Origin of the sequence: Alteromonas sp. AO-Serp, from assembly GCF_017849675.1 — a bacterium.
GTDB lineage: Bacteria > Pseudomonadota > Gammaproteobacteria > Enterobacterales > Alteromonadaceae > Alteromonas > Alteromonas macleodii.
Window position 1 is genome coordinate 30,022 of record NZ_JAFLMX010000018.1, and the last position, 23,300, is coordinate 53,321.

23 protein-coding genes are annotated in these 23,300 nt (G+C 46.2%); 7 read left to right on the forward strand and 16 right to left on the reverse strand.

Annotation, left to right across the window (positions count from 1 at the left end):
* Positions 1-159: 159 nt before the first annotated feature.
* Both QVA83_RS01625 and QVA83_RS01630 read right to left on the reverse strand, forming a co-directional pair.
* The gene (locus tag QVA83_RS01625) at positions 160-1,347 is read right to left on the reverse strand and encodes a diguanylate phosphodiesterase (protein WP_041693652.1); all 1,188 of its coding nucleotides are present in this window, start codon (positions 1,345-1,347) and stop codon (positions 160-162) included.
* A gap of 150 nt (positions 1,348-1,497) precedes the next feature.
* Complete coding sequence (locus QVA83_RS01630; RefSeq protein ID WP_014975326.1) at positions 1,498-1,806, reverse strand: hypothetical protein; 309 nt, start codon at positions 1,804-1,806, stop codon at positions 1,498-1,500.
* 224 nt (positions 1,807-2,030) lie between these two features.
* Between QVA83_RS01630 and QVA83_RS01635 the strand changes: the two genes are divergently transcribed.
* Positions 2,031-2,498 (forward strand): hypothetical protein, encoded by a 468-nt coding sequence (locus tag QVA83_RS01635; protein ID WP_014947817.1) that lies wholly within the window; start codon positions 2,031-2,033, stop codon positions 2,496-2,498.
* 137 nt (positions 2,499-2,635) lie between these two features.
* Positions 2,636-3,307 (forward strand): OmpW/AlkL family protein, encoded by a 672-nt coding sequence (locus QVA83_RS01640; RefSeq protein WP_239302032.1) that lies wholly within the window; start codon positions 2,636-2,638, stop codon positions 3,305-3,307.
* A 60-nt stretch (positions 3,308-3,367) separates the two neighbouring features.
* Here QVA83_RS01640 and QVA83_RS01645 read toward each other — a convergent pair whose 3' ends face one another.
* The 13 genes from QVA83_RS01645 to gmk form a co-directional block, all read right to left on the reverse strand.
* Positions 3,368-4,549, reverse strand: a complete 1,182-nt coding sequence (locus tag QVA83_RS01645; protein ID WP_039226911.1) for a BaiN/RdsA family NAD(P)/FAD-dependent oxidoreductase — start codon at positions 4,547-4,549, stop codon at positions 3,368-3,370.
* A gap of 2 nt (positions 4,550-4,551) precedes the next feature.
* Entirely contained in the window at positions 4,552-5,583 is a 1,032-nt protein-coding gene (locus QVA83_RS01650; RefSeq protein WP_039226913.1) for an ABC transporter ATP-binding protein, read from the reverse strand.
* Positions 5,583-7,103 carry an ABC transporter permease gene (locus tag QVA83_RS01655; protein WP_287498060.1) on the reverse strand — a complete coding sequence of 507 codons (1,521 nt, stop codon included), beginning with the start codon at positions 7,101-7,103 and terminating at the stop codon, positions 5,583-5,585. The genes QVA83_RS01650 and QVA83_RS01655 overlap by 1 nt, the downstream gene beginning before the upstream one ends.
* Positions 7,100-8,134: an extracellular solute-binding protein gene (locus QVA83_RS01660; RefSeq protein ID WP_014975320.1), complete on the reverse strand. Its 1,035-nt coding sequence runs from the start codon at positions 8,132-8,134 to the stop codon at positions 7,100-7,102. The genes QVA83_RS01655 and QVA83_RS01660 overlap by 4 nt, the downstream gene beginning before the upstream one ends.
* A gap of 9 nt (positions 8,135-8,143) precedes the next feature.
* Positions 8,144-8,953, reverse strand: a complete 810-nt coding sequence (locus QVA83_RS01665; protein WP_014947811.1) for a hypothetical protein — start codon at positions 8,951-8,953, stop codon at positions 8,144-8,146.
* A 344-nt stretch (positions 8,954-9,297) separates the two neighbouring features.
* A complete protein-coding gene (locus QVA83_RS01670) occupies positions 9,298-9,771 on the reverse strand; it encodes a peroxiredoxin (RefSeq protein WP_014947810.1) in 474 nt (157 codons plus the stop codon).
* A gap of 1 nt (position 9,772) precedes the next feature.
* Positions 9,773-10,558: a class I SAM-dependent methyltransferase gene (locus QVA83_RS01675; RefSeq protein ID WP_156077710.1), complete on the reverse strand. Its 786-nt coding sequence runs from the start codon at positions 10,556-10,558 to the stop codon at positions 9,773-9,775.
* Entirely contained in the window at positions 10,551-12,623 is a 2,073-nt protein-coding gene (recG, locus tag QVA83_RS01680; protein WP_287498065.1) for an ATP-dependent DNA helicase RecG, read from the reverse strand. The genes QVA83_RS01675 and recG overlap by 8 nt, the downstream gene beginning before the upstream one ends.
* Positions 12,624-12,817: 194 nt before the next feature.
* Entirely contained in the window at positions 12,818-13,525 is a 708-nt protein-coding gene (gene trmH / locus QVA83_RS01685; RefSeq protein ID WP_014947808.1) for a tRNA (guanosine(18)-2'-O)-methyltransferase TrmH, read from the reverse strand.
* Between the two features lie 3 nt (positions 13,526-13,528).
* Positions 13,529-13,915, reverse strand: coding sequence for a deaminase RidA (gene ridA / locus QVA83_RS01690; RefSeq protein WP_014975316.1), 387 nt, complete (start codon positions 13,913-13,915; stop codon positions 13,529-13,531).
* Between the two features lie 24 nt (positions 13,916-13,939).
* Complete coding sequence (gene spoT, locus QVA83_RS01695; RefSeq protein WP_039226917.1) at positions 13,940-16,051, reverse strand: bifunctional GTP diphosphokinase/guanosine-3',5'-bis pyrophosphate 3'-pyrophosphohydrolase; 2,112 nt, start codon at positions 16,049-16,051, stop codon at positions 13,940-13,942.
* A 142-nt stretch (positions 16,052-16,193) separates the two neighbouring features.
* Positions 16,194-16,466: a DNA-directed RNA polymerase subunit omega gene (gene rpoZ, locus QVA83_RS01700; protein ID WP_014947805.1), complete on the reverse strand. Its 273-nt coding sequence runs from the start codon at positions 16,464-16,466 to the stop codon at positions 16,194-16,196.
* 169 nt (positions 16,467-16,635) lie between these two features.
* A complete protein-coding gene (gmk, locus tag QVA83_RS01705; RefSeq protein WP_039236747.1) occupies positions 16,636-17,277 on the reverse strand; it encodes a guanylate kinase in 642 nt (213 codons plus the stop codon).
* A 207-nt stretch (positions 17,278-17,484) separates the two neighbouring features.
* On the opposite strand from gmk, the gene QVA83_RS01710 reads away from it, so the two are divergent.
* Positions 17,485-18,156, forward strand: coding sequence for an alpha/beta hydrolase (locus tag QVA83_RS01710; RefSeq protein WP_039236744.1), 672 nt, complete (start codon positions 17,485-17,487; stop codon positions 18,154-18,156).
* 195 nt (positions 18,157-18,351) lie between these two features.
* Here the strand turns inward: QVA83_RS01710 and QVA83_RS01715 are convergent, their stop codons facing one another.
* Entirely contained in the window at positions 18,352-19,413 is a 1,062-nt protein-coding gene (locus tag QVA83_RS01715) for a GGDEF domain-containing protein (RefSeq protein WP_014947802.1), read from the reverse strand.
* A gap of 196 nt (positions 19,414-19,609) precedes the next feature.
* Here QVA83_RS01715 and hemC point away from each other — a divergent pair, with 196 nt between their 5' ends.
* The 4 genes from hemC to QVA83_RS01735 form a co-directional block, all read left to right on the forward strand.
* Positions 19,610-20,548, forward strand: a complete 939-nt coding sequence (gene hemC, locus QVA83_RS01720) for a hydroxymethylbilane synthase (protein ID WP_287498061.1) — start codon at positions 19,610-19,612, stop codon at positions 20,546-20,548.
* 63 nt (positions 20,549-20,611) lie between these two features.
* Positions 20,612-21,343, forward strand: a complete 732-nt coding sequence (locus QVA83_RS01725; RefSeq protein ID WP_287498062.1) for a uroporphyrinogen-III synthase — start codon at positions 20,612-20,614, stop codon at positions 21,341-21,343.
* A complete protein-coding gene (locus tag QVA83_RS01730; protein WP_287498063.1) occupies positions 21,344-22,516 on the forward strand; it encodes a uroporphyrinogen-III C-methyltransferase in 1,173 nt (390 codons plus the stop codon). It abuts the gene before it with no gap.
* Positions 22,513-23,300, forward strand: a 788-nt coding sequence (locus QVA83_RS01735; RefSeq protein WP_287498064.1) for a heme biosynthesis HemY N-terminal domain-containing protein, incomplete at its 3' end; no start/stop codon positions are given. The genes QVA83_RS01730 and QVA83_RS01735, both read left to right, overlap by 4 nt.

The following is a 23,300-nucleotide window of genomic DNA, read 5'->3' on the forward strand; positions in this document are numbered from 1 at the left end:
TAGCAAAAATATCCCTGTACGGCTATTACACAAAGATGAGTTATGAGTATTTATATTCTGGTATAAAAACTCACACCCATTAAGCTTAGTTTAAAAATGTGAGAACGCTGAAAAATATCCTGCGAAATGACAAGAAATATATATTTTTCCTATGCGGAGTTAGCTGCTAGCGCCGTCGAAGGAAAAATCAATACCACTAACACCATTTAATTTGGGCTTTGCGAACAAGAACCCCTGAAATCTTTGTACACCCGCATGTTGCAACCACAGCCACTCATCAATCGTTTCGACGCCTTCTACCACCAAGGGAATTCCCATAGAGTTGGCAAACTCGAGTACAGCCTCGGTTATTGCTTGTCGATGCCCGCTTTCGTGAATGCCTGTCGTTATTTTTCTATCTAATTTAATTTTGTCTGGTGTGAAGTCTGCGAGTAACGATAACCCTGCGTACCCTGCGCCGAAGTCATCTATAGCGACTCTCATGCCTCGTGAACGGATCTGCTCTATTGCTTGGTAAAATGTGTCACTTTCGCTGATTATTTCTGTTTCGGTAACTTCGATAACAAGCTGCTGTGGTTTCAATTTATTGCGTTTAACCAATTCGTGAAGGTAGTCTGCGACGTTGACGGTCGAGGTAATCGCTCCGGGGCATAAATTGATGGATAAAGACTGGTCTGAAGATAGCAACGCAGCGCCTTGCTTAATTGCTATAGCTTTGCTTTTCAGGTCAAAATCGTACTTTTCCGGCCCAACCAGCTCCTCCAAAATAGTCTCAGGGTATCTCCCATCGTTACTTCTGATTAGGGCTTCAATTGAAGAGACACGAGCTCTGTAGGTATCCACAATAGGCTGAAAGGCAAACTGAATGTCAGAGTTTTCGAAGGGTTTAACTGCTTTCTCTGACGTCGTAACGTTAGCTCTTACGTCTTTGCGCGCGTTATCACTTAAACAAGTTCGCCATTTCCCAGAAGCAAAGCTGTTGAGAAGCGCAAATATCCGGCTTTCCCGGCTAATATTAATGTCCGAAGGTAACCAATAGCAGCGGCTTCCTTCTGCGACAGAAAGCGTTCTTAAATGCCAATCTCCAAAATCGCGTTTGTGAATGACCATTTCGGTCACTTTCATAATGTTGCTGTGACGACTGTCTGTTTTTATATGTTCGAAAAGCGCGTTTACCTTCTCACAATCTCCTTCAAGCACTTGAAAGAAGTATTCCCCATCAAACAAAAGAATACCTGTAATGTGGTTTTTCGCATTAAATGGCAGTGAATCGTTTGTTATTTTAAGAAGTTCATTTTCATCAATTTTTACCGTCGACTGACTTCTGTAAACTAACTGCTTGAGCACGGGTTGCCTCTTGTTAAACTTTGTTTTCATCCCTGCTTCGAACTAGCTGCAACCTCTTTTTACAGCTTTCTTTTCATAGTGTGGGGCAAAGTATAGTCTTAGAAACGAGAATCTCGCAAAGTCGGTTTAGGTAACTTTGCTTAACTTGAATTAACGTCTTTCAATTGCGGGAATCTCAATATATGCATCGGGATCAGATTCTTTTAGGGCATTAAGTTTACGTTTTCTTGTCGCTCGCTCATCAATAGTTTCACCAAAAACCTGTACATGTAAGTCGGCAATCAGCGCCTTGCCCTGTTCATTGGTAATTATCCCTAGAAGCTCGCCAGCGTGCATAAACCCTTGTACCCGATATTTCTCAGCATCGACCTTTTTACCGTTTTTGCTGGCTGTATAAAGCGCGATAAGCTGTTCGGTACAAGCATCTAAAAAACGTACCTTCTGTTTCTCATCAATCATTATTTTATTCTTTCCTTCGGTGGCTTGTATTCAAACACCTTAGCGAGATTTTGATGTTATGGGTAGATGTAAGCTTAACTATGCGCCTAACGCCGACTAAGTTAGGCCTATCGATTACTTCAACTAAAGTTCATTGGTGAAATAGCCATTTGATGCCTACGCTCTCATTAGTGCTAGAAAGAAACTTTCTAGGTAGTCACCGTTAAATTTATGTGAGCATCACTATGCGAGTTCAAATAGCGTTAGGCTTGGTTGCGGCCTTAGTATTTGCCCCCGTTGTTGTTGCAAAGGGAAATGCTCATCATTGGGAAACGTCACCCCATCATTTATCTGCATTGGTAGGTACCACTTACACAAAAGAGTGCGGAAACGCTTTTACACTAGGTATCGATTACGAATACCGTGTGAGCGACTTTTTAGGCGTAGGCTTTGTGGCTGAATACGCGTTTGAAGACTTAGACGCTTACACCTACCTGCTTGTTGCTGACCTGCACATTACCAATAATTTTATTGCACAAATAGGCCCCGGCGTTGAGTTCCACGGCAGCCATAAAATGGAGGTGGCCCGGTTAGGCTTTTTGTATGAGTTTGAAGTATCGGGGGTTACCATATCGCCGCAGCTTCATTACGACTATCATCGAAATCATAAAAGTGCAGTGGTTGCTGGTCTGGCAATTGGTATGTCGTTTTGATTACAGCGCAATTCTGCGCCGTTTTTAGCTTTTTATATGACGAAGGCTTTTAATCTAACGTTAATCTTCTAGAAAGTTCTTTTTAAGTAAGTCTGTTTAGTCTTATCTGTGTTCAATTATCAGACTGAGAGACTACGATGAAAAACTTAGCTTTAGCACTAACCGCCCTTCCCTTTATTGCTTCAGCATCCAATGCAGTTGCATTTGAAAAAGGCGACATTCTCGTCCGAGGTGGCTTTGCCACGGTTGCACCTGATGAATCGTCTTCAAACATTAACGTGGGTGACGACTTGGGCTTTGGCCTGACCATTGATAACAACACGCAATTGGGCCTCACCGCGGCCTATTTCATCACGGATAGAGTTAACGTAGAAGTATTAGCCGCAACACCGTTCACACATGACGTTAATTTCGCTATCGATAACCCATTAGGAACAGGTAACCAGCTAGGCGAAGTAACCCACCTTCCGCCCACAGTGACGGTTAACTATTACTTTAACGATCCATCAAGTGTTTTTCAGCCCTATGTGGGTGCGGGTCTAAACTATACGTTTATTTATGACGAGCAATTTACGGGAGCTAATGAAGAGGCAGGGCTTAGTGACTTATCTCTTGATAACTCGTTTGGCTTAGCCGCACAAGCGGGAATAGACTATCAGTTAAGCGAAAGATGGTTTTTGAATGCCGCCGTTCGTTGGATAGAAATAGACACAGAAGCAAGCTTCAACCTAGGTGATACCCGGGGCTCAGTGAGCGCTATTGAAATAGACCCCTTTGTCTATGCTATTTCGCTAGGTTACCGGTTTTAGGTAACCGTTTAGTTCTTTGATTTCCGCAAAGTGTACGACAATATGGAGCGTGGTGAGGTTCTAAACCACCTGCCCTGCTGCCCAACCACTGCTCCACGCCCACTGGAAGTTAAAGCCACCGAGCCAACCAGTTACGTCAACCACTTCGCCAATGAAGTACAGGCCTTCGACATTTTTCGCCATCATTGTTTTTGATGATAGGTCATTGGTATCTACACCGCCTATAGTAACCTCGGCGGTGCGATATCCTTCTGTGCCGTTTGGCTTTATTTGCCAATTCTCTAGGGTGTCAGCAATGGCGTCGCACTCGCCGTGAGTCAGCTGTTTCACCGGCACGTTGCGCCAACTATGATACTCAATAAGGCTCTGTACCATACGCTTTGGAAATACTTTATTTAAACAGGTGGCAAGCAATGCGTCTGGCGTCTCTGTGCGTGCAGTCTGTAGAAGCGCCGTAGCATCGTCGTTAGGTAGCATGTTGATACTTAAGCTGTCACCCGCTTCCCAATAGCTGGAAATTTGTAGCATGGCAGGGCCGCTCAACCCTCGGTGGGTAAACAACATCGCTTCTTTAAACGTAGTGTCGTTGCAGCTGGCATATACATCAACTGCGATACCGCTAAGTTCTGCCAATGTGTCTTTATCTTTATCGTGCAAGGTAAAGGGAACAAGTGCTGCGCGAGTAGGTAAAACGTTAAGACCAAATTGCTGCGCTATTTTATAGCCAAATGGCGTGGCTCCTAGCTTTGGCATGCTTAAACCGCCGGTAGCAATTACAAGGGATTCACATTCATACTCACCATTCGAGGTTGTAAGTGAGTACCCACTTTCAGCCTTTTCTACACTTAGAATGTCGCAACGAGTGGTAATCGTCACATCCGCTTTGTTGCACTCATTTAGCAGTAAATCGACGATCTCTTTGGCGCTATCATCACAAAACAGTTGGCCCAAGGTTTTTTCATGGTAGGCAATGCCATACTCGGCAACCAAGCCAATAAAGTCCCATTGGGTATAGCGACTGAGTGCCGACTTACAAAAGTGAGGGTTTTGCGAAAGAAAGTTTTCAGGGCCTGCATACATGTTAGTGAAGTTACAGCGGCCACCGCCGGACATCAGGATTTTTCGGCCCACTTTTTTGGCGTGATCAAGCACTTCTACGCTGCGTCCACGCGCGCCGGCCTGCGCCGCACAAAAAAGCCCTGCAGCTCCTGCACCAATAACAATTACATCGCGCTTGATCACAATTAACCTCTAGGAAAAACGGCCAATGGATGTGTGGTTATTAGCTGTACGAAGGCGCGAGTACCGGGCTTTATAGCATTTTCGTGGCTTACTCGTACTTTAAGCTCGTCGCCGCAATCTAAGACAACCGCGTAAAGCCGACTTTCGCCTTCGTAGCGTACCCATTCAACCGTACAGTTAGTTTCACTTAGTGTAGCATCTAAGCTTAAATCGTCAGGGCGTACCAACAAGTCTACGTTGCCGCTTGCACCTTGAAGCGGTGTGCCCGGCACATTACCAATATCGGTAACCACTGTTTTGTCTGTATTTGCTGCGCTGCTATCGAACGTCGCACTTAAGAAGCTCGCCTCGCCCATAAAACGCGCCACAAAACGGCTGGCAGGAGAAGAGTAACAGGCTTCAGGTGTGTCTAATTGCTCAAGCACACCTTTATTAAGTATACCCACTCTATCGCCAACGCTTAGCGCCTCTTCCTGATCGTGCGTTACCCAAATAGCAGGTACACCTGCTTTTTTTAAGGCATCGCGAATTTCCCAGCGCAAGCTGTCTTTTAGCGCAGCATCAAGGTTTGAAAGGGGTTCGTCTAGCAATACAAAGGAAGGCTCGTGAGCTAGCGTTCTTGCTAGCGCAACGCGCTGCTTCTGACCGCCAGAAAGACGTGCAGGTTTTGCATCGCGGAAGTTATCTAAGCCTAATAATTGAAGCCAATGATCGGCCAGCTTAGTGTCTTTTAAACGAAAGCAAACGTTCTGCTGAACGGTAAGATGAGGAAACAACGCAAAGTCTTGAAACACCATACCCACGTTACGCTTTTCGGGCGGAACATGTTTGTTTGCTGTACTTTCCCATTCACCTAGGCTCATAGCACCTTCTGAAATAGGAATAAGCCCAGCCAACGCTTGCAAAATGGTGGTTTTACCGCAGCCGGTTGGCCCCACCAGCATCAGGATTTCGTCTTGTCCAAGCTCAAGATTTAACTTGTCGACAACGCGGGTAGACCCATAATTCACAGACAAATTATTTACACTAAGCATTACGAACGATCTTCCTCGGTAACGGTAAACTGGGCTTTTCTTTCGCCCGACAGCATGAGAATTAACCCCACACCTGATAATAAAACAAGTAAAAGCCCTGGCACGGCTGCGCGGCCAAAGTAACCCGCTTCGTAAACTCGCCACATATAGGTAGCTAAGGTTTCAAATCCTGTAGGTCCTAACATAAGCGTTGCAGGTAGTTCGCGCATGGCTTCTAAGAACACAAGCGCTGCACCCGCAATCATACCACGAAGGGTTAACGGCAGCGTAATTCGCATAAATGCCTCACGCGGGCTAGCGCCCAGCACGCGAGCGGCTTTTACCAGACCTGAATCAATATTCTCAGCCGTACTTCTTACACTTCCCACAGCAAGTGGGATAAAGCGCAGCACATAAGCCATCACAAGCAAACTTAACGTTTGATAGAGCGCGGGCAACTGCAGGCCAACATAAACAAGGGCCGTCCCCATTACGATACCCGGAACCCCAAAGCCAAAATAAGTAATGCGCTCCATAAAGCGTCCAGCTTTTCCGGCAATAGCGGCGTGAGCCACCGGAATGGCGAGTAATACAGCAACAATTGCTGCAATAAATGACGCATGAGCTGAGTTCCACGCATAGCTAAATTCAAAACCGCCGGCGCCTTCTCGCACTAACCACAGCGTAAAAATAGCAAGGGGAAGCACAATAGCCATAAATACCACCGGCATAGTAGCCAGCAACATTAGGTTTCGCTGCCAGCGAGCAGGAAACAACGATAAATGCTTACCTGGGCGCTCTTGAGCGCCACTAATACGACTTTCTATAAATAGAATAAGCCCAACAATAACCATTAGCTGAAGGCTCAGCATGGCGGCTTGACTAAGACCGAAGGCGTTATACTCAACAAAAATAACTCGGGTAAAAGTGTCAAAGCCCATTATTGCAGGCGTACCAAAATCGGATAACGCATAAAGTGCAGCAAGGAGTGCCCCTGCGGCAACGCTATTCACAACACGCGGTAAAACCACTCGCCATAAGCTTGCGCCTAAGGTTAACCCTAACGTACGCGCCGCGTTAACTAAGCTTGCATCTAAACTCAGTAAGCTTGAACGGGTTGTCATCATGACAAATGGATAAGTATAAAGGCTCATGACCAGCGCAGAGCCCCAAAGGCCGCTGATAGGTGGCGTGCTAATTCCCAGTACGTTTTCAATTTCGCCACCTGTGCCAAATGAAAAGTACATCGCAAATGCGCCAATGTAGCTTGGTAGTGCTAATGGCGCGGCAAGTAAAATGAGCCAAAATCGCTTAAATGGCATCTGCACATAAGCGGTTAAAAAGGCAAGCGGCACTCCGATAAGTACAGAGCCAATAATGGTAAGCACCACCAATGACACCGTGTTCGCTAGTACCCTTAGATTATGGGTATCAAAAAGTTGCGCACTATCTTGAGCTAGAGAAAACAAAACGCCGACGGGCAATAAAGCCATCAGCGCGATAAGAAGTGCCAGTGGATACGACTTTGGCCAATTTGTCACAGTACGCCAACTTCCCTCATAAGATTAAGTGTAGGGCGTAAGTCAGCCAGTTTACGAAGGTCCATTTCAGGCGGTGACAGCGTGCTTAGATCAGCTAAGCCTTGCGGCTGTTCAACCCCTTGAACCAGAGGGATTTCGTAGGCTTCGCGAGCAAGATAAGACTGAACTTCGTGTGAAAGCAGGTAACGAATAAAGTTAACCGGCAAGTCACCGTCGCTCAATGCCACAATACCAGACGCATTTACTAGGCAACCTGCGTCGCTTTTACTGTACGCAAGCGCTACGTTTGCATTCGGCTTACCTGATTTAAGGCGAAGGGTGTAGTAGTGATTCGCAAAGCCAATATCGACTTCACCACGTTCAACGCCCATCACTACACCAAGTTCACCTGCGTACTTTTTCGAGTGCTTATTAATGCCTTTAAGCCATGATTTAGTGGCTTTATCGCCCTCTAAAATGCGCATTGCCGTGACAAAAGACTGAAACGATGAGTAGGCTGGCGCCCAGCCAATTTTTAAATCGCTGTCGGCTAACGCCATCACGCTTTCAGGGATTTGCTCCGGTTTAACACGCTCAGTGTTATAAGGCAGTGTACGCACACGACCTGTTACCGGTGACCAGCTCGGGTACTGAAAATCTTCACGCAGCTGCGCAGTAAGGTCGTCTGGCAACGGCTTAGCCGCGCCAGCATCAGTAACCATGCCAATAGAGCCCGTGTCTACGGCCCAGAAAAGGTCGGCGCGTTTAACGCCTGCCTTAGTCTCAGCTACGATGGTGTTGGCTAATGCCGCAGAGCCGCCGCGTCTTATTTTAAGATTAAGCTTTGGGTTGCGCTTTTCGATGGCCTTAAGAACATTCTCGTACAAACCACCTTCACCACGACCTAAGTAAAGTGTGAGATCACCTTCTAATTTAGGCAGTGACTCAACTGACACACTGCCTGTTTGTGTCATAGCGTGAGCAAAACTAAACGGCAAACCAGATAATGCACCGGCCGCTGCTAAGCCTTGTAAGAATGTTCTACGTTGCATACACCTTCCTTAAAATACGTCTTTACGACTTTGTTCTACTTCAACCAAAAGTGCGCGAGCGCGGTCAAGTTTGGCCTGCATAGACTCTACGACCTTACGAACTGAATCAACGCCAGTGTCTTTTGAGATAGCTTGTGGAAGCGTTACGTTAAAGTCTTTCTCCAAGTCTTCAACCAAAGCTGCGTTTTTCGCAATCAAGTCACCTTCCACACCTTCAAATCGTTGAAGGTAAGTATCGTGAACGAGTGTAGTTGCTACTTCGTGAAGCTGTTCCGCGTACTTAGCAACAACACGATCAAGACGTGTTTTAATATCGTCGATAACTTCAGGGCCTGTGGTAGGTTCTTTTTCGGTGGTTTGAACCTTGTTCACTAAACCTTTCTTTTGATACTGGGACGCAAGTTTAACTGCGCCTAACGCCTGCCACAAGGCATGATTTAGCTTCTCTTGCTCTACGCGCACGTCTGCAACAGGCTTACCTTCATCAATGGCGACTTTCACACCATAAATACCTTGCCAAATAGAGGCGTAAATAGGCACATACTGGGTTTCAATAGCAGAGTGAAAATCCACCTCTTCCCAATACTCAATCAGTGCATCGGTCTTAAGCGATTTATCTTTTGCTTCATACGCATCAACAACACTGCCAAACTTGCTTTCTAACCAATGTACCTCTTCCGTATATTCGCCGATGTGCGCGTGAAGATTGTTCACGTGATCGCCAATGGCACCGTTAGCAAGCGCCTGAGAAGATAGCATCGAGAAAGTGACCGCAGAAGCCAGTACCAAAGCACTCATTTTTTTCAGTGTTGTTGTCATAATTATTCCTAAAACGTTTGTCTTTTCACGCAAATGATACTTATTATCATTAAGCAAGTAAAGGTAACTGAACGAGCCCACATGCTAAGTAACGTAGTGTGTTAGCCCTTATTTTTTCTGCACTTTCGACACAGAATACTACATGTTAGTTCATTAACCTTCACTGAACGTACTGATATTCAACGCTATTTACAGAGCGCCAGATCATACATAGGTTACATTTTAATGAAAATGGCAACCAAGTATACGCTTAAGTCAATTAACCTATTCACAAACATCTAAACGAAAAAAGCCCGCAACCTTAGTTGCGGGCTCTTGATATTATTAACGCCGTAGTTTCGGTGTTATAGGCTATCTAGCATGGTTTGCGCATCGCTAACGTCGAAACGACCTGGGTCTTCAACGTTTAGCTTTTTCACTTCGCCATCTTCCACAAGCATGGAATAGCGTAACGAACGCAAGCCACCGAAATTGCCCGTGCTCATGTCTAAGCCAATTTGCTTGGTAAAGAAACCATTGCCGTCTGCCAGCATTATGATCTCTTCAGCGTTGCTCGCTTTGCCCCATGCATCCATAACAAATGCATCGTTCACGCTTAAGCAAATAATACTATCAATACCTTTGGCTTTAAGCTTATCAGCAAGCGCTACATAGCCCGGTAAGTGGGCTTGAGAACAGGTCGGTGTAAATGCACCGGGTACCGCAAACAATACAACGCGTTTATCCGAAAACAGTTCGTTCGTTCCTGGGTTGGTTATTTCGCCGTTTTCTAAAAGGCTAAAATCTACTTCAGGCAAAGTGCCCCCAACTTGTATCATGCTACTCTCCTAGATTTTTTTGACACAAATACACATCAAATCTGTGTTTTTTGCTTTCAATAGCCATTGATGCTTTTATTCCTGCCAGCACGTCTGCACTGTTTGGGCGTTTCACCACTACCCGGTGCGTGGCTAGCTCTAGTGCTGGCGGTAACAGCGCATCTGCGTCTGGGTCATGACCAAGCAGTTGCTGAAACAGCCGCATTTCCTTTTTCACCAAGGCTGACTTCTTTTTGTGTGGGAACATGGGGTCTAAGTAAATAGCGTTCACATTCTCACCAGTGAAGTATTGCATTACCTCAGCACTATTTCCATGTTGAAGCGACATTTTAGCTGCAAGTTCCGGAAAACTAAGCGCTAATCTGCGAATACCATCTTCAAGCAAGGCGGCAACCACGGGCGATCGCTCTATCATAGTGACCTTGCAGCCAACGCTTACCAATACAAAGGCATCACGACCTAGCCCAGGCGTTGCATCCACTACGTGCCATGCTTCATTGCCTTTAAGACCAATGGCCTTAACAATGGGCTCTTTGCGCCCACCGCCGTGCTGCTTGCGATACAAACTTGCCGGCGAAGCAAAATCAACTTCTACCGGATTCACTTTTTTCTCACCTGCGTCGGCAAGTCCAAGCACGCCGTTTTGTACCTGCAAATACAGGCCTTCGCTAGGCTTTTCACTACTGCTAACAACAGGAAAACCCCACTTTTCGCTGATTGCACTAATTAATGCAGCGTCATCGCTATTGGTGTCATCACAAATGATTAAAGGCACATGATTAAGCATGACCGTACTGTTCCTTATGCCCTATCCATCTATTAATGATGGCTTGAGCGTGAGAGGGGTATTTGTCCCAAAGGGTATAGGCAATTTCCTGAACCTTAGGGATAAGAGCGGCGTCGCGTACTAGGTCTGCTATTTTAAGCTCGGCCATTCCCGTTTGCTTAGTACCCATAAATTCACCCGGGCCACGAATTTCCAAATCGCGCTGGGCAATATAAAACCCGTCGTTAGATTCGCGCAATACGCCAAGGCGCTGAGTAGCGGTTTTCGATAGTGGGCTCTGGTACATAAGTACACACTGACTTTCTACCGCACCACGCCCTACTCGGCCTCTAAGCTGGTGAAGCTGCGCTAAACCCAATCGTTCAGGGTTTTCAATGATCATGATGCTGGCATTAGGTACGTCTACGCCTACTTCAATAACGGTAGTCGCTACCAATAAATCCAGCTTTCCGTCTTTAAAGTCGGCCATAACCTGCGCTTTTTCAGCAGGCTTTAAACGCCCGTGTACCAAACCAACGTGTAGGTCTGGCAGCGCAGTACGAAGGGTAACCGCAGCGTCTTCTGCTGCCTGACACTCCAACACTTCCGACTCATCAATTAGCGTACACACCCAGTAGGCTTGGCGGCCGTTTTCTTTACAAGCCTGACGTACGCGCTCTATCACATCGGCGCGGCGTGTATCGGGTAATACCACGGTTTGCACCGGTGTTCTGCCCGGTGGCAACTCATCAATAACCGAGGTGTCTAAATCGGCATAGGCTGTCATGGCCAACGTTCTTGGAATAGGCGTCGCCGTCATAATTAGCTGATGAGGGTAGCGACCTTGCTGTTCGCCTTTATCTCGCAGGGCCAAACGTTGATGCACACCAAAGCGGTGTTGTTCATCTACAATAACTAGCGCTAGCTGCTGGTAATTTACGCTTTCCTGGAAGATGGCGTGAGTACCCACCAACATTTGAATATCGCCAGCTTCTAAGCGGGCTAATACTTCATTGCGGGCTTTGCCTTTCAGCTTTCCGGCAAGCCAACCTACTTCAATACCTAAAGGTTCTAGCCAGCCACGAAAGTTATTGGCATGCTGTTCTGCCAACAGCTCAGTAGGTGCCATTAACGCTACCTGATGCCCTGCACCAATGGCTGATAGCGCGGCCAGTGCCGCAACTAAGGTTTTGCCCGACCCTACATCGCCTTGTACAAGGCGCATCATAGGCCGCGCGTGTTGCATATCTTTTTGAATATCTTCCACTACCCGAGCCTGTGCACCCGTTGGTGAGAATGGTAGTTGAGCGAGCATTTTATCGATAAGCGGCTGGTTCACCTTAATAGGAATACCGGGCTGGGCGTCAGATAGCTTGCGTACTTTCAACACACTTAGGTGGTGTGACAATAACTCTTCTAATATTAACCGATACTGAGCCGGGTGCAGCCCCTCTTCCATTTCGTGTACGTCTACATCTGGTGGTGGCCGATGCACCAAATGAAGCGCCTCATTAAGGCTAATTTGGTCATCGTAAATGCCGTCGGGCAGTAAGTCGGCCAGCGCGCCTTTATCTAGTAGTTTTAAAGCCTGATCAGTTAAATTGCGAAGGGTTAACTGCTTAACACCGTCTGTGGTGGGGTAAACAGGCGTTAGTGATTCTTCTGATGGTGGCGCGTCTTCATCCACTAATTTAAATTCGGGATGCATCATTTCAATGCCCCACTTTCCAGTACGCACTTCTCCGAAACACCGCACCGTGTTTCTTGGCGTCATAATAGACCGCTGCACTGCACCAAAGTGGAAAAAGCGTAAGGTTATGGTACCCGTACCGTCGCTAAGCTTAACCACTAGCATGCGCTTCTTTCCGTACTGAATGTCGGCGCTCATTACCTCGCCCTGCACGCTTACATGGGTAAACGGGCGGCACTCTGCCACGCTATAAATACGGGTTCTGTCTTCGTAGCGGTGAGGAAGATGAAACAGAATATCTTGAAGGGTAAACAAACCTATTTTGTTAAGCTTTTCTGCCACCTTTGCGCCTACGCCTTTAAGCGCAGTAATGGGTGTAGTGGCCAGTGCTTGCATCAAGCGATATCCTTCTTTTGGAACATTAACTATTTAACCTTTGAATTGGCACAAGCTGGTGTTATTCAACGTGTTATAGGAAAAGAAGTGTAAAGGATTGTTGAGGGGTTGGCGAGTACGCTTTAGGCCAGTTTTTTACGCTGGCCCCTATACAAGTAAGAGCAAAACTAAAAGTGCAACCAATAGGTTAGGCCCTAGTCGGCCTCTAGCGCGTTTGCTTCTGCTTTTGTGATCTGCATTTCTTTCCACCAGCTATCGTCGGCATCCACTTCACCAATGGCGTTAATAGCAGGCAAAGGCAAACCTTTGCGTTGGCAAAGTTTATACAAACGCGGGTAACCATTTTGAAAGGCCAATGCTTGGCACTCTTCTTCTGGTAATTGCTGAGTGTTATACATACCTGCAATAGTACGTTGGCGCTGGGCTTCATAAAGCACTAGCGCTGCGGCCACCGATACGTTCAACGACTGCACCATGCCCATCATAGGAATAACAATGTCTTGATCGGCAATGGCTTTCGCCTCATCAGAAGCACCATACTTTTCCTGACCAAACAAAATAGCCGTAGGCTTGGTGTAGTCAATATCACGAAAATCGACAGCGGTATCAGATAAGTGGGTTACCAGCACCTGCATACCTTGGCCTTTTAATTCAGCCATCGCGTCGTTGATATTATCGTGATTGGTTTGACGCACCCATTGTTGGCTGCCCATAGCGGTGCCGCGACGGAACTGGTATTTCTTTTCCCATACGGTGTGAACGCGATGAATACCCACTGCATCACAGGTTCTCACTACTGCAGATACGTTATGCGGCTTGTGTACATTTTCAAGGCAAACCGTAAGATCAGTTTGCCTTCTTTCCAGCACTTGTCTTATGCGCTGGTAACGCTCAGGTGACATGGCTTACTCCGGCAGTTCCATTACACCATCAATTTCAATTTGTGCACCTTTAGGCAATGCAGACACCTGAACGGCTGCGCGTGCTGGGTAAGGCTTGGTGAAGTAACGGCTCATAATTTCATTAACCGTTGCAAAGTGACCTAGGTCGATAAGGAAGATGTTCACCTTCACTAGGTCATTTGTAGTACCGCCCGCAGCGTCACACACCGCTTTAATGTTCTCAAAAACTTGTACAGCTTGAGCTTCAAAGTCGTCAGAAACCATTTCCATAGTTTCAGCAACAAGAGGAATTTGCCCTGAAAGGTAAACGGTAGTGCCAGCTTTAACCGCTTGGCTATAAGTACCAATAGCAGCAGGTGCCTTATCGGTCTGAATAATAGACTTAGACATAGTAGTTCCTAAATAGTGTAGTAATTAGTGTCGTGATTGACTATGACGAGACACTCTTTGAACTTCCGGCATAGTACGTATTTTCTTCATTACGCGAGCCAGGTGCACACGGTTGTGCGTGGTAAGTTCAAGGTCAATAAAGTAGATATTACTCTCTTTCTCTTCAGTTTGCAGACCAATGATATTGGAATCGCACCCTGAAATGGTGTTCGTTAAAGTTGCCAGTGTGCCTTGATGGTTAAACAACTCTATACGCAATGACGCTTTAAATTCGCCTTGCGGGTTGTCGTCCCATTGCATGGGCAGCACGCGTTGAGGCTCTTCGCGTGTTAGCTTGCGAATATTGTTACACCCAATTTGGTGAATGGTCATGCCGCGGCCGGGGCTTAAAACCGCTACAATTTCATCGTCTGGAATAGGATGGCAACAACGAGAATAGTGAACAAGCAGGCCTTCTGTGCCGCGAATAGCCACATTACCTTTCTTGTCTGATAAGTCTGTTGTGCTTTCACCCAATAAACGGCGCGCTACAATTGCGCTTAGCTCGTTACCAAGGCCGATATCTACTAGCAAGTCGTCAAAATTAGCGTGCTTGGTTTCGGCTACCACACGTTCGATATCTTCGTTTGGAATATCGTCTAGTTTAACGCTGCCTAACGCATGACGAAGTAGACGGTTACCCATGTTCACCGCTTCTTGAGAATGCTGTTTACGCAGATACTGACGAATACGCGTTCGCGCGCGAGCGCTCACCACAAAGTTTAGCCAATTTGCATTAGGCTTCGCTTTCGGCGAGGTAATAATTTCCACGGTTTGACCGTTTTCAAGCGGCTTACTTAAGCTAAAGTTTCTGCGCTCTACGCGCACACCTACGCAGGTATTACCCACATCAGAATGCACGGCATAAGCGAAGTCAACGGCGGTTGCGCCCATTGGCAACTCGATAATACGTCCGTCTGGTGTAAATACGTAAATTTCATCAGGGAACAGGTCGGTTTTTACCGATTCGATGAATTCAAAGGATGAGCTGGCCGATTGCTGAAGCTCAAGCAGGCTTTGCATCCACTTGCGCGCTCGAAGCTGTGCTGTGGTGCCATTATCGCCAGGTTCTTTGTAAAGCCAGTGCGCCGCCACCCCTTTGTCTGCCATTTGGTCCATTTCCTGGGTTCGAATTTGAATTTCCACAGGAATGCCGTGCGGGCCAATTAATGACGTATGCAACGACTGATAGCCGTTGGTTCGAGGGATAGCGATATAATCTTTAAAACGGTTTTCAATAGGCTTGTACAGCCCATGCATAGCACCGAGGGCGCGATAACAGTTATCTACCGATTGAACAACGATGCGAAACGCATAAATATCCATTACCTCATTGAACATCAGTTCTTTGTTTTTCATTTTGCGGTAAATGGAATACAAGTGTTTTTCGCGACCCAGTACATTCGACTCAATTTGATAGGCGTCTAAACGAGTGTTCAGCTCTTCGCGAATGTTTTCGATAATCTCTTTACGATTACCGCGGGCCTGGCGCACAGCAGACTTTAGTGCGCGATGGCGCATAGGATACATGGCCTGAAAACCTAAATCTTCAAGCTCATTTTTAATGTCGTGAATACCCAAGCGGTGGGCAATTGGCGCGTAGATTTCTAGCGTTTCTAGCGCAATGCGGCGGCGCTTGTCTGGTCGTAATGACCCGAGCGTGCGCATGTTGTGCGTGCGATCAGCAAGCTTGATAAGAATAACCCTGATGTCTTGCACCATGGCCATCATCATTTTGCGGAAGTTTTCTGCCTGCGCTTCCTGTTTAGTGCTAAACGCGAGTTTATCTAGCTTACTTACCCCTTCTACCAGTTCAGCAACGGTATCGCCAAAAGCTTCGGCTAAGTCTTCTTTGCTGTAATGGGTATCTTCAATAACGTCGTGAAGGAGTGCTGCCATGATCGTTTCGTGATCAAGGTGCATGTCAGCCAAAATACCGGCGACGGCAACTGGGTGAGTAATGTACGGATCGCCGCTTGAACGCATTTGTCCGTCATGCGCTTCTTGCGCAAGCACAAAAGATTCTTGTACCAACTGAACGCGGTCGGCTGGTAAGTACTCTAAAACTTTCTGCTTTAAACCTTCAAACAAATACACAGTGAAGCGTGACCCTTATCTAACGTTACAACCCTAAGAATACGTTTAATTGTGCAAGAAGCCAATACGCCAAAAGTAAAGCGCCAGTGCTTTTTTCAAAGCACTGGCGCTAAAATACCGATAAAACCGTTAAAAAGAGGTTTTATTGATCAGATAGGATGTTTGCTACTGATGCAAATTCAGCATGTTCTTGCTGCTCTTGAGCTTGAAGTTCTGCTTGTTCAAGCGTAGCAGCCGTTACCAAACCTTCTTCAATTTCACGAAGTGCTGTAACAGTTGGCTTATCGTTTTGAACGTCAACCATAGGATCTTTGCCTTCAGTGGCAATTTGACGTGCACGGCGTGCAGCAACAAGCACTAGGTCAAAGCGGTTACCAATTTTATCTACGGCATCTTCTACAGTTACGCGAGCCATGTATTTCTCCGAAAATTAGGTTGAGCAAGTTATTCAAAAAACGGCCGCGTAGTATACACAGATACGTGGCGCGATCCTAGCGTTTTGTTTGAATTTGAAGCAGTCAGATCATGCAATTTATGCAGCGATCGTTCGATGCTAAAACAAAACACGTATTGTTAAGTTAAGCTTACGCGCTACCGAGCAGTTCGTCCAATAGCACTTGATGGCGCATTTGTTGTTTTGCCGTGCGAAGTCGCTGTGCTGTAACGATGGCTTCCAAATCGTTTAACGCAGTCGCAAAGTCGTCGTTAATAATTACGCTATCGAACTCATTGAAATGAGACATTTCAGCTACGGCTTGCGCCATACGCCCTGCAATGACTTCTTCACTGTCTTGACCGCGATTATTTAAACGCTGCTCTAGCACGTCGAGTGAAGGCGGAAGAATGAAAATACCGCATGTGTCTGGCATAAGCTTTTTGACTTGGCGCGCGCCCTGCCAATCGATATCTAAAAATACGTCAATGCCACGGTGCAAAGTTTGTTCAATTGTCACGCGGGATGTGCCGTAATAATTGCCAAATACTTCTGCGTATTCAAAAAACACACCCTGCTCAATCAGCGCTTCAAACTGCTCTCGGCTCACAAAATGGTAGTGCACGCCGTCGACTTCACCCGGACGAGGTTGACGTGTTGTATGAGATACAGACACCTGCATTGGCGTAGCTGTATTGCTTTCATACTTTTCCATTAGCGCCTTTATAAGGCTTGATTTTCCTGCTCCAGAAGGAGCTGCAAGAATGAATAAGTTGCCGAGTAGTGAAGCCATAGGGTATTAAAATTCTTTCAAAATGTGGTGATTTCAAGTGGCAATGATAGCATATTAAGCGGTTGTGCCGTACCTTTCATTGCATAGTGAAAACTTGGTTCACTCTATCAAGCTTATGCCGATGGGTTACCACAGCAAAAATTAATGGGGTCAGAGTACTTTTTCTGGCCCTAAATGTACTCTGACCCCAAAACTAGGAAATAAAGCATGACTCAGCAACTTCTGCCGTGCGTAGAGATAAACCCATCCACTACGCCTGATGCCTGCGTTATCTGGCTTCACGGTCTTGGCGATTCAGGCCATGGTTTTGCGCCTATTGTGCCCGAGCTAAAACTGCCCGAATCAATGGCAGTTAAATTTATCTTTCCTCACGCTCCAGAACGCCCTGTGACTATCAATGGCGGCATGAGAATGCGCGCTTGGTACGATATTAAATCGTTAGATTTTGAAAGCCGTGCGGACTTAGAAGGTGTAAAAGAGTCGGCTGCTCAGGTAGAAGCGCTTATCGAAGCACAAATTGAAAGTGGCATTCCTAGTGAACGTATTGTACTTGCAGGATTTTCTCAGGGCGGTGTTATTGCTCTGCACTTAGCACCTAGATATGCCAATAAATTTGCAGGTGTTATCGCTCTATCTACCTACATGTGCGAGCCATCACTTCTTGGAAGCGAAGCAAAAGACACAAACCGCGAAACGCCAATTATGATGGCACATGGTGAGCAAGACGAAGTAGTGCCGGTATTTATGGGCAATGCTGCGTTTAAAACGCTGAGCGAAAGTGGCTTTAATGCCACGTGGCAGACTTACACTATGCAGCACAATGTTTGTATGCAAGAGCTTAACGACATTAGTGCGTGGCTTCAAAAAGTTCTAGGGTAATGCCTTAAGAGCCTGTTGGCCCTTGCTGCAAATTACGTTCATATAATAAAGCTCAACAGGCCCTAGTATTTGAACAAAAGAGAAAGCTGGTGAAGCAACAAAAGCCAGCTTTATTCTTAGCGTAAGTGGGTACACGTCTATCGATTGCAAAGTTGCGCCTTCCGTCTCTTCTTTATTTCGCGTTTATTCCAATAACTATTCGACGACTCTGTTGCGCCCCGCATTTTTAGCTTTGTAAAGATTGTCATCGGCCTGCTTCAAACAAGCGTGCAAGTTTGTATCAGTAAGCGCTGTGGCTACACCAAAGCTTGCGGTTATGGAGTGATTAACATCACCCTCTACAAACGGATTAGCTTCAATCACCTTCCTCATTTTTTCCGCTAATTTTACCGCTTGGCTCAACGTTGCATGAGGGAATAGAACCAAAAACTCTTCACCACCGGTTCTTGCCACCACGTCAGTAGTTCTTACTGCTTCTTTCATTAGGCGAGTGATGTGTATAAGCACTTCGTCACCAATATCGTGGCCATAGGTATCGTTGATTGTTTTGAAATGGTCAATATCTACCACCACCGCACTTAAAGGGAAATGAGCACCGGGATCTTGCATTGCGCGTTCAAAAAAAACAGCTTCAAGGAATCGCCGGTTAGGAAGTTTTGTAAGCGGATCGGTATTAGCCTGCCGCATGCGCTCTAGATTTTCACGCAGCATTTCTTTTCTACTTTGATGCCAGAAATTTTCACCTATAAAGGCGACGCAAATGAAACAGAACGTGGCGATTAGGAAACGGGAAACATGTTCTGCTGGGTACTCAGCCACTATTTTTTCTTGATTGTAGAGCATAAAAATAGCGATACCCATGGTTACTGCTACGTAAACCATGGCGGGCTTGAAACGCACAACAACTATCTGAATAAAAAGCAGGGGAAAAATAAAATAAAGCCCAGTGTTATTGAGCCCGCCGGTATAAACCAAGCCGTTTATGGTGAATGCTACCACTAAGCCTGCTAAATAATAGAAGACATCGACGCGAGGGAACATATGGGATAACGCCACATTGGCGTACACAAAAGCAGCTGACCCCGCCAGCGTTCCAACGAGCAATGGATTGTTTGTACCCATGTTGATCCACGCCATAAACGCCATAATGGTGCCACCAACATAAGATATGAAATATAGCGTTAAGCGCCTTCGTTTGGCTTCCGCTTCATCTTGCTGAGCACTTCTAAGTAATTGACGCAACGACGAACTGTCCATAAAAAGACTTATCTCCGCATTTAAAACTAATTAACCATTATTCCTTTCAGCATAGACTGAATGTTCAATAATAACCAAGGAGAAAACTGCGCCTAATTTCAAACATTAATACAGAAAATGCGTATACTACGGGGTATATCGTATGACGTTATGTGATACATCGTTTTAGTTTCTTTTTATATAGTTTGGAATAGCCATGAGTCACCTCAACACTACCCGCACCGTTCGAATTGCTACTAGAAAAAGTGCTTTAGCGCTTTGGCAAGCAGAGTATGTGAAGGCAAAATTGTTGGAGCATTATCGGTCAATGACCGTTGAGCTTGTGCCTATGAGCACGCAGGGCGACAAAATTTTAGATACACCTCTGGCGAAAATTGGTGGTAAAGGACTTTTCATAAAAGAGCTTGAAATTGCCATGCTTGAAGGCCGTGCCGATATAGCCGTGCACTCTATGAAAGACGTACCGGTCGAATTTCCTGAAGGTTTTGGCCTTCACGCTATTTGTGAGCGAGAAAACCCGTTCGACGCCTTTGTTTCAAGTAATCACGACAGTTTAGATGCCCTGCCCCAGGGCGCAGTAGTAGGTACGTCTAGCCTTCGCAGACAGTGCCAAATTCGCAAGTATCGCCCTGACCTTATCATCAAGGACCTGCGCGGAAACGTGAATACTCGTCTAGCCAAGCTAGACGCAGGTGAGTACGACGCCATTATCTTAGCTTCTGCTGGCCTTATTCGCCTTGAAATGGAATCTCGTATTCGCATGCCGTTACCCGCTGATATTTCACTACCCGCCGTTGGACAAGGTGCCGTAGGTATTGAGTGCCGTAACGACGATGAAGAGCTAATTAAGTTGCTACAGGCGCTGAACCATACAGACACTAATACACGCGTTACTGCGGAACGCGCCATGAACGAGAGATTGGAAGGCGGCTGCCAAGTACCTATTGGTAGCTTTGCCACGCTTGATGGCGATGTGCTGACACTAACCGGTATGGTTGGTAAGCCAGATGGTTCAGAACTGCTCTTTGCTTCTGCTACAGCGTCGCGAGAAAAAGCCGCAGATATTGGTGTTGAAGTAGCGGAATCCCTTCTTGAGCAAGGTGCCGGTGAAATCTTAAAGGCGCTTTATAACTAAGTTATAGTTTGTCGAATGCGTGCAGGTTTACGCAGTAAAATAAAAGGATGAAAATTCGATAGTATGTTGCTGTTTACACGCCCACTGCCAAAGTTAAAAGCAAGCGCTTCTGCCTTTGAAAAAGCCGGAATTGACGCGGTAGGCGTTGCCACGTCTAACATCATTGATATTTCGTCTGAAAGAAAAGCTGCTGCAGAATTTTTAGCGTCAAATGCAGTAAACGCAATTGTTGTTACCAGCGTATATGCTGTAGACACCGTTATTGAAGGCTTACGCGAAACGGCTAACGAATCACCATTGATCATAGCTGTGGGCGATGCCACTGCACGAAAATTACAAGCGGGACTTCAGGCGTTTTCATCGGCGCAGGTTGCTATTCCCGAAGCCCATACATCCGAAGGTATACTGGCAATGCACCAACTTAATGAGGCAAACTGTCAGCATGTCGTTATCATTAAGGGTGAAGGTGGGCGCGACGCCATAGCCACAGGATTAGACGAAAAAGGTATTTTAGTGAATAGCTTTTGCGTTTATAAAAGAGAGCAACTTACAAGCCCAATTTACACAAAACGGTGGAAAATGGGCGAAGTTAGCGGCATTATCGCTACAAGCGAAGCAATGGCACTGCAACTAATTGCGCAATTTGGCCAAGCACTTAAATCTATTAAATGGTTAACAGTGAGCGATCGAATTGCCAAAACCCTCACTAGCCAAGGCATTAAAGAGGTAGCGGTTTGTCAGCGAGCCACCGATCAGGCACTCATCGCCTGGGTAAAGGATAACTGGGAGTATTGAATGGCCAACAACAATGAAAGTAGCCCACAAAAAGAGGAACTCGTGAAAGTGGAAGCTGAAAAAGACGTTATCGAATCTTCTGCCACGCACAGTGAATCAACACCATCGGGTGCTGCTAAAAAGAAATCGTCGGGAAATGGTCTACTGTGGTTTGTTGTAATCATCCTTTTCCTTATTGTGCTTGGTATGGCTGGCGCAGGTTACTGGTATTACATGCAGCAACAGTCGGCAAGCAAGGACTCTAAATCTGCACTTCAAACGACGACCTCTCAGCTAAACACTATTGAGCGTGAGCGCGCTGGTCTTGTTGCCTCTATCGACAAAGTAGCTCGCACCAACCAAACGTTAGAAAGCACGGTAGCCGAGTTAAAAGCGCAAAACGAAAAGCTGACGCTGCAAGCTGAATCGACCCTTGAACAACTAAATAATATGGAAGGTCGCCGCCCGGCAGACTGGCTCATTGCTGAAGCTGATTACTTAGTTCGCATGGCAGGCAGAAAGCTTTGGTTAGAAAACGACGTACGCACAGCAATTTTGCTGCTAGTTAACGCAGATAAACGCTTAAAGTCGTTGGCCGACCCATCGGTACTTCCGGTTCGCGCAAACCTTGCTGAAGATATTCAAACCTTACAACAGCTTAACCCTGTATCACAAAGTTCCGTAGCCCTTGCGCTTACAGGCATGATAGCGCAAATAGATAAGCTACCACTTGATACCTTTGAAAAACCACAAGACGCTAATGCAGAAGACACGACCTTATCGGAGTCAGCTGACGACTGGCAGGAGAACCTTGCGAAGGTGTGGCGTTCACTGGTGAACGATTTTCTTACCATAAAAACCATTGAAGGCCCTGTTGAACCAGTGCTTTCACTAGAAGCCCAGTTCCTAGCAAAAGAGCAGCTTCGTCTGCAGCTTATGCACGCGCAAACCGCCGCACTTCAGGGCGATGCAGGGCTTTACAGCCAGTCGCTTCAATACGCTCAAACGTTAATTATTGAAAAGTTCGACACAGAAAAAAGCCAGGTAACGGGTTTTGTAGATGCACTACAAAACCTCATTGCTACCGATGTATCGCGCCCAATACCTACAGAGCTAGCGTCACAAAAACCGCTAGAGCGTTTACTGGATAGCCGCGTTAAGCAAGTGTTCGGACAAGGAGCAAGTGCACTATGAAATGGTTAGCTATTGCCCTTGCGGTATTAGCCGCATTTGTTGTTGCACTCATTGTTGGCCCGATGTTGTTAGGCGATAAGGGCTACGTACTAATATCACTGGGTAACACCGCTGTTGAAATGACGGTGATTAGCTTTTGTATTTTAGTGATAGGTGCCGTCATTGCCTGGTACGTACTATCTCGATTGGTATTGTGGGCGTTAAGCTTGATCACAGGTTCACATAAATGGTTCGGCACCTTAGGTGAGCGCAAACGTAAGCGTGCGTTTTACGACGGCTTACACGCAATGGCTGCAGGTGATTTTGATACAGCTCAAAAGGCGCTAAGCAAAACCACCAACGGCGATTTCGAAGGCGTTAACTATTTGGCGTCAGCGCAAATTGCTTTTGCCAATAACGATTTAGCCAAAGCCCGTTATTTCCTTGTTCAGGCAACTGATTTTCCAAAAGCAAAAGTATCCGCAATGGTCATGCACGCACGTATTGATATGGCTGAAGAAAAATACGATGCGGCATTAGAGAAACTTAACGAGCTTGACGAGCAAGAGCGCGAGAACAAGCAGGTTGTGCAGTTGAAAGCGCAAATTTTTGCCAAGTTAGGTAAGTGGCAAGTACTTCAGGAGAATTTGTCAGGTTGGCGTAAAGCTTTGCCCAAAGCGGATTACACCGCATGGAGCCAGCGTATTGCCAAAGGTAAGTTTGCGGAAATTGCCAGTAAGCAAGGCGCTGTAGAGCTTAAATCATATTGGGAAACCCTACCCCGCAAGCTTCGTCACGACGATGC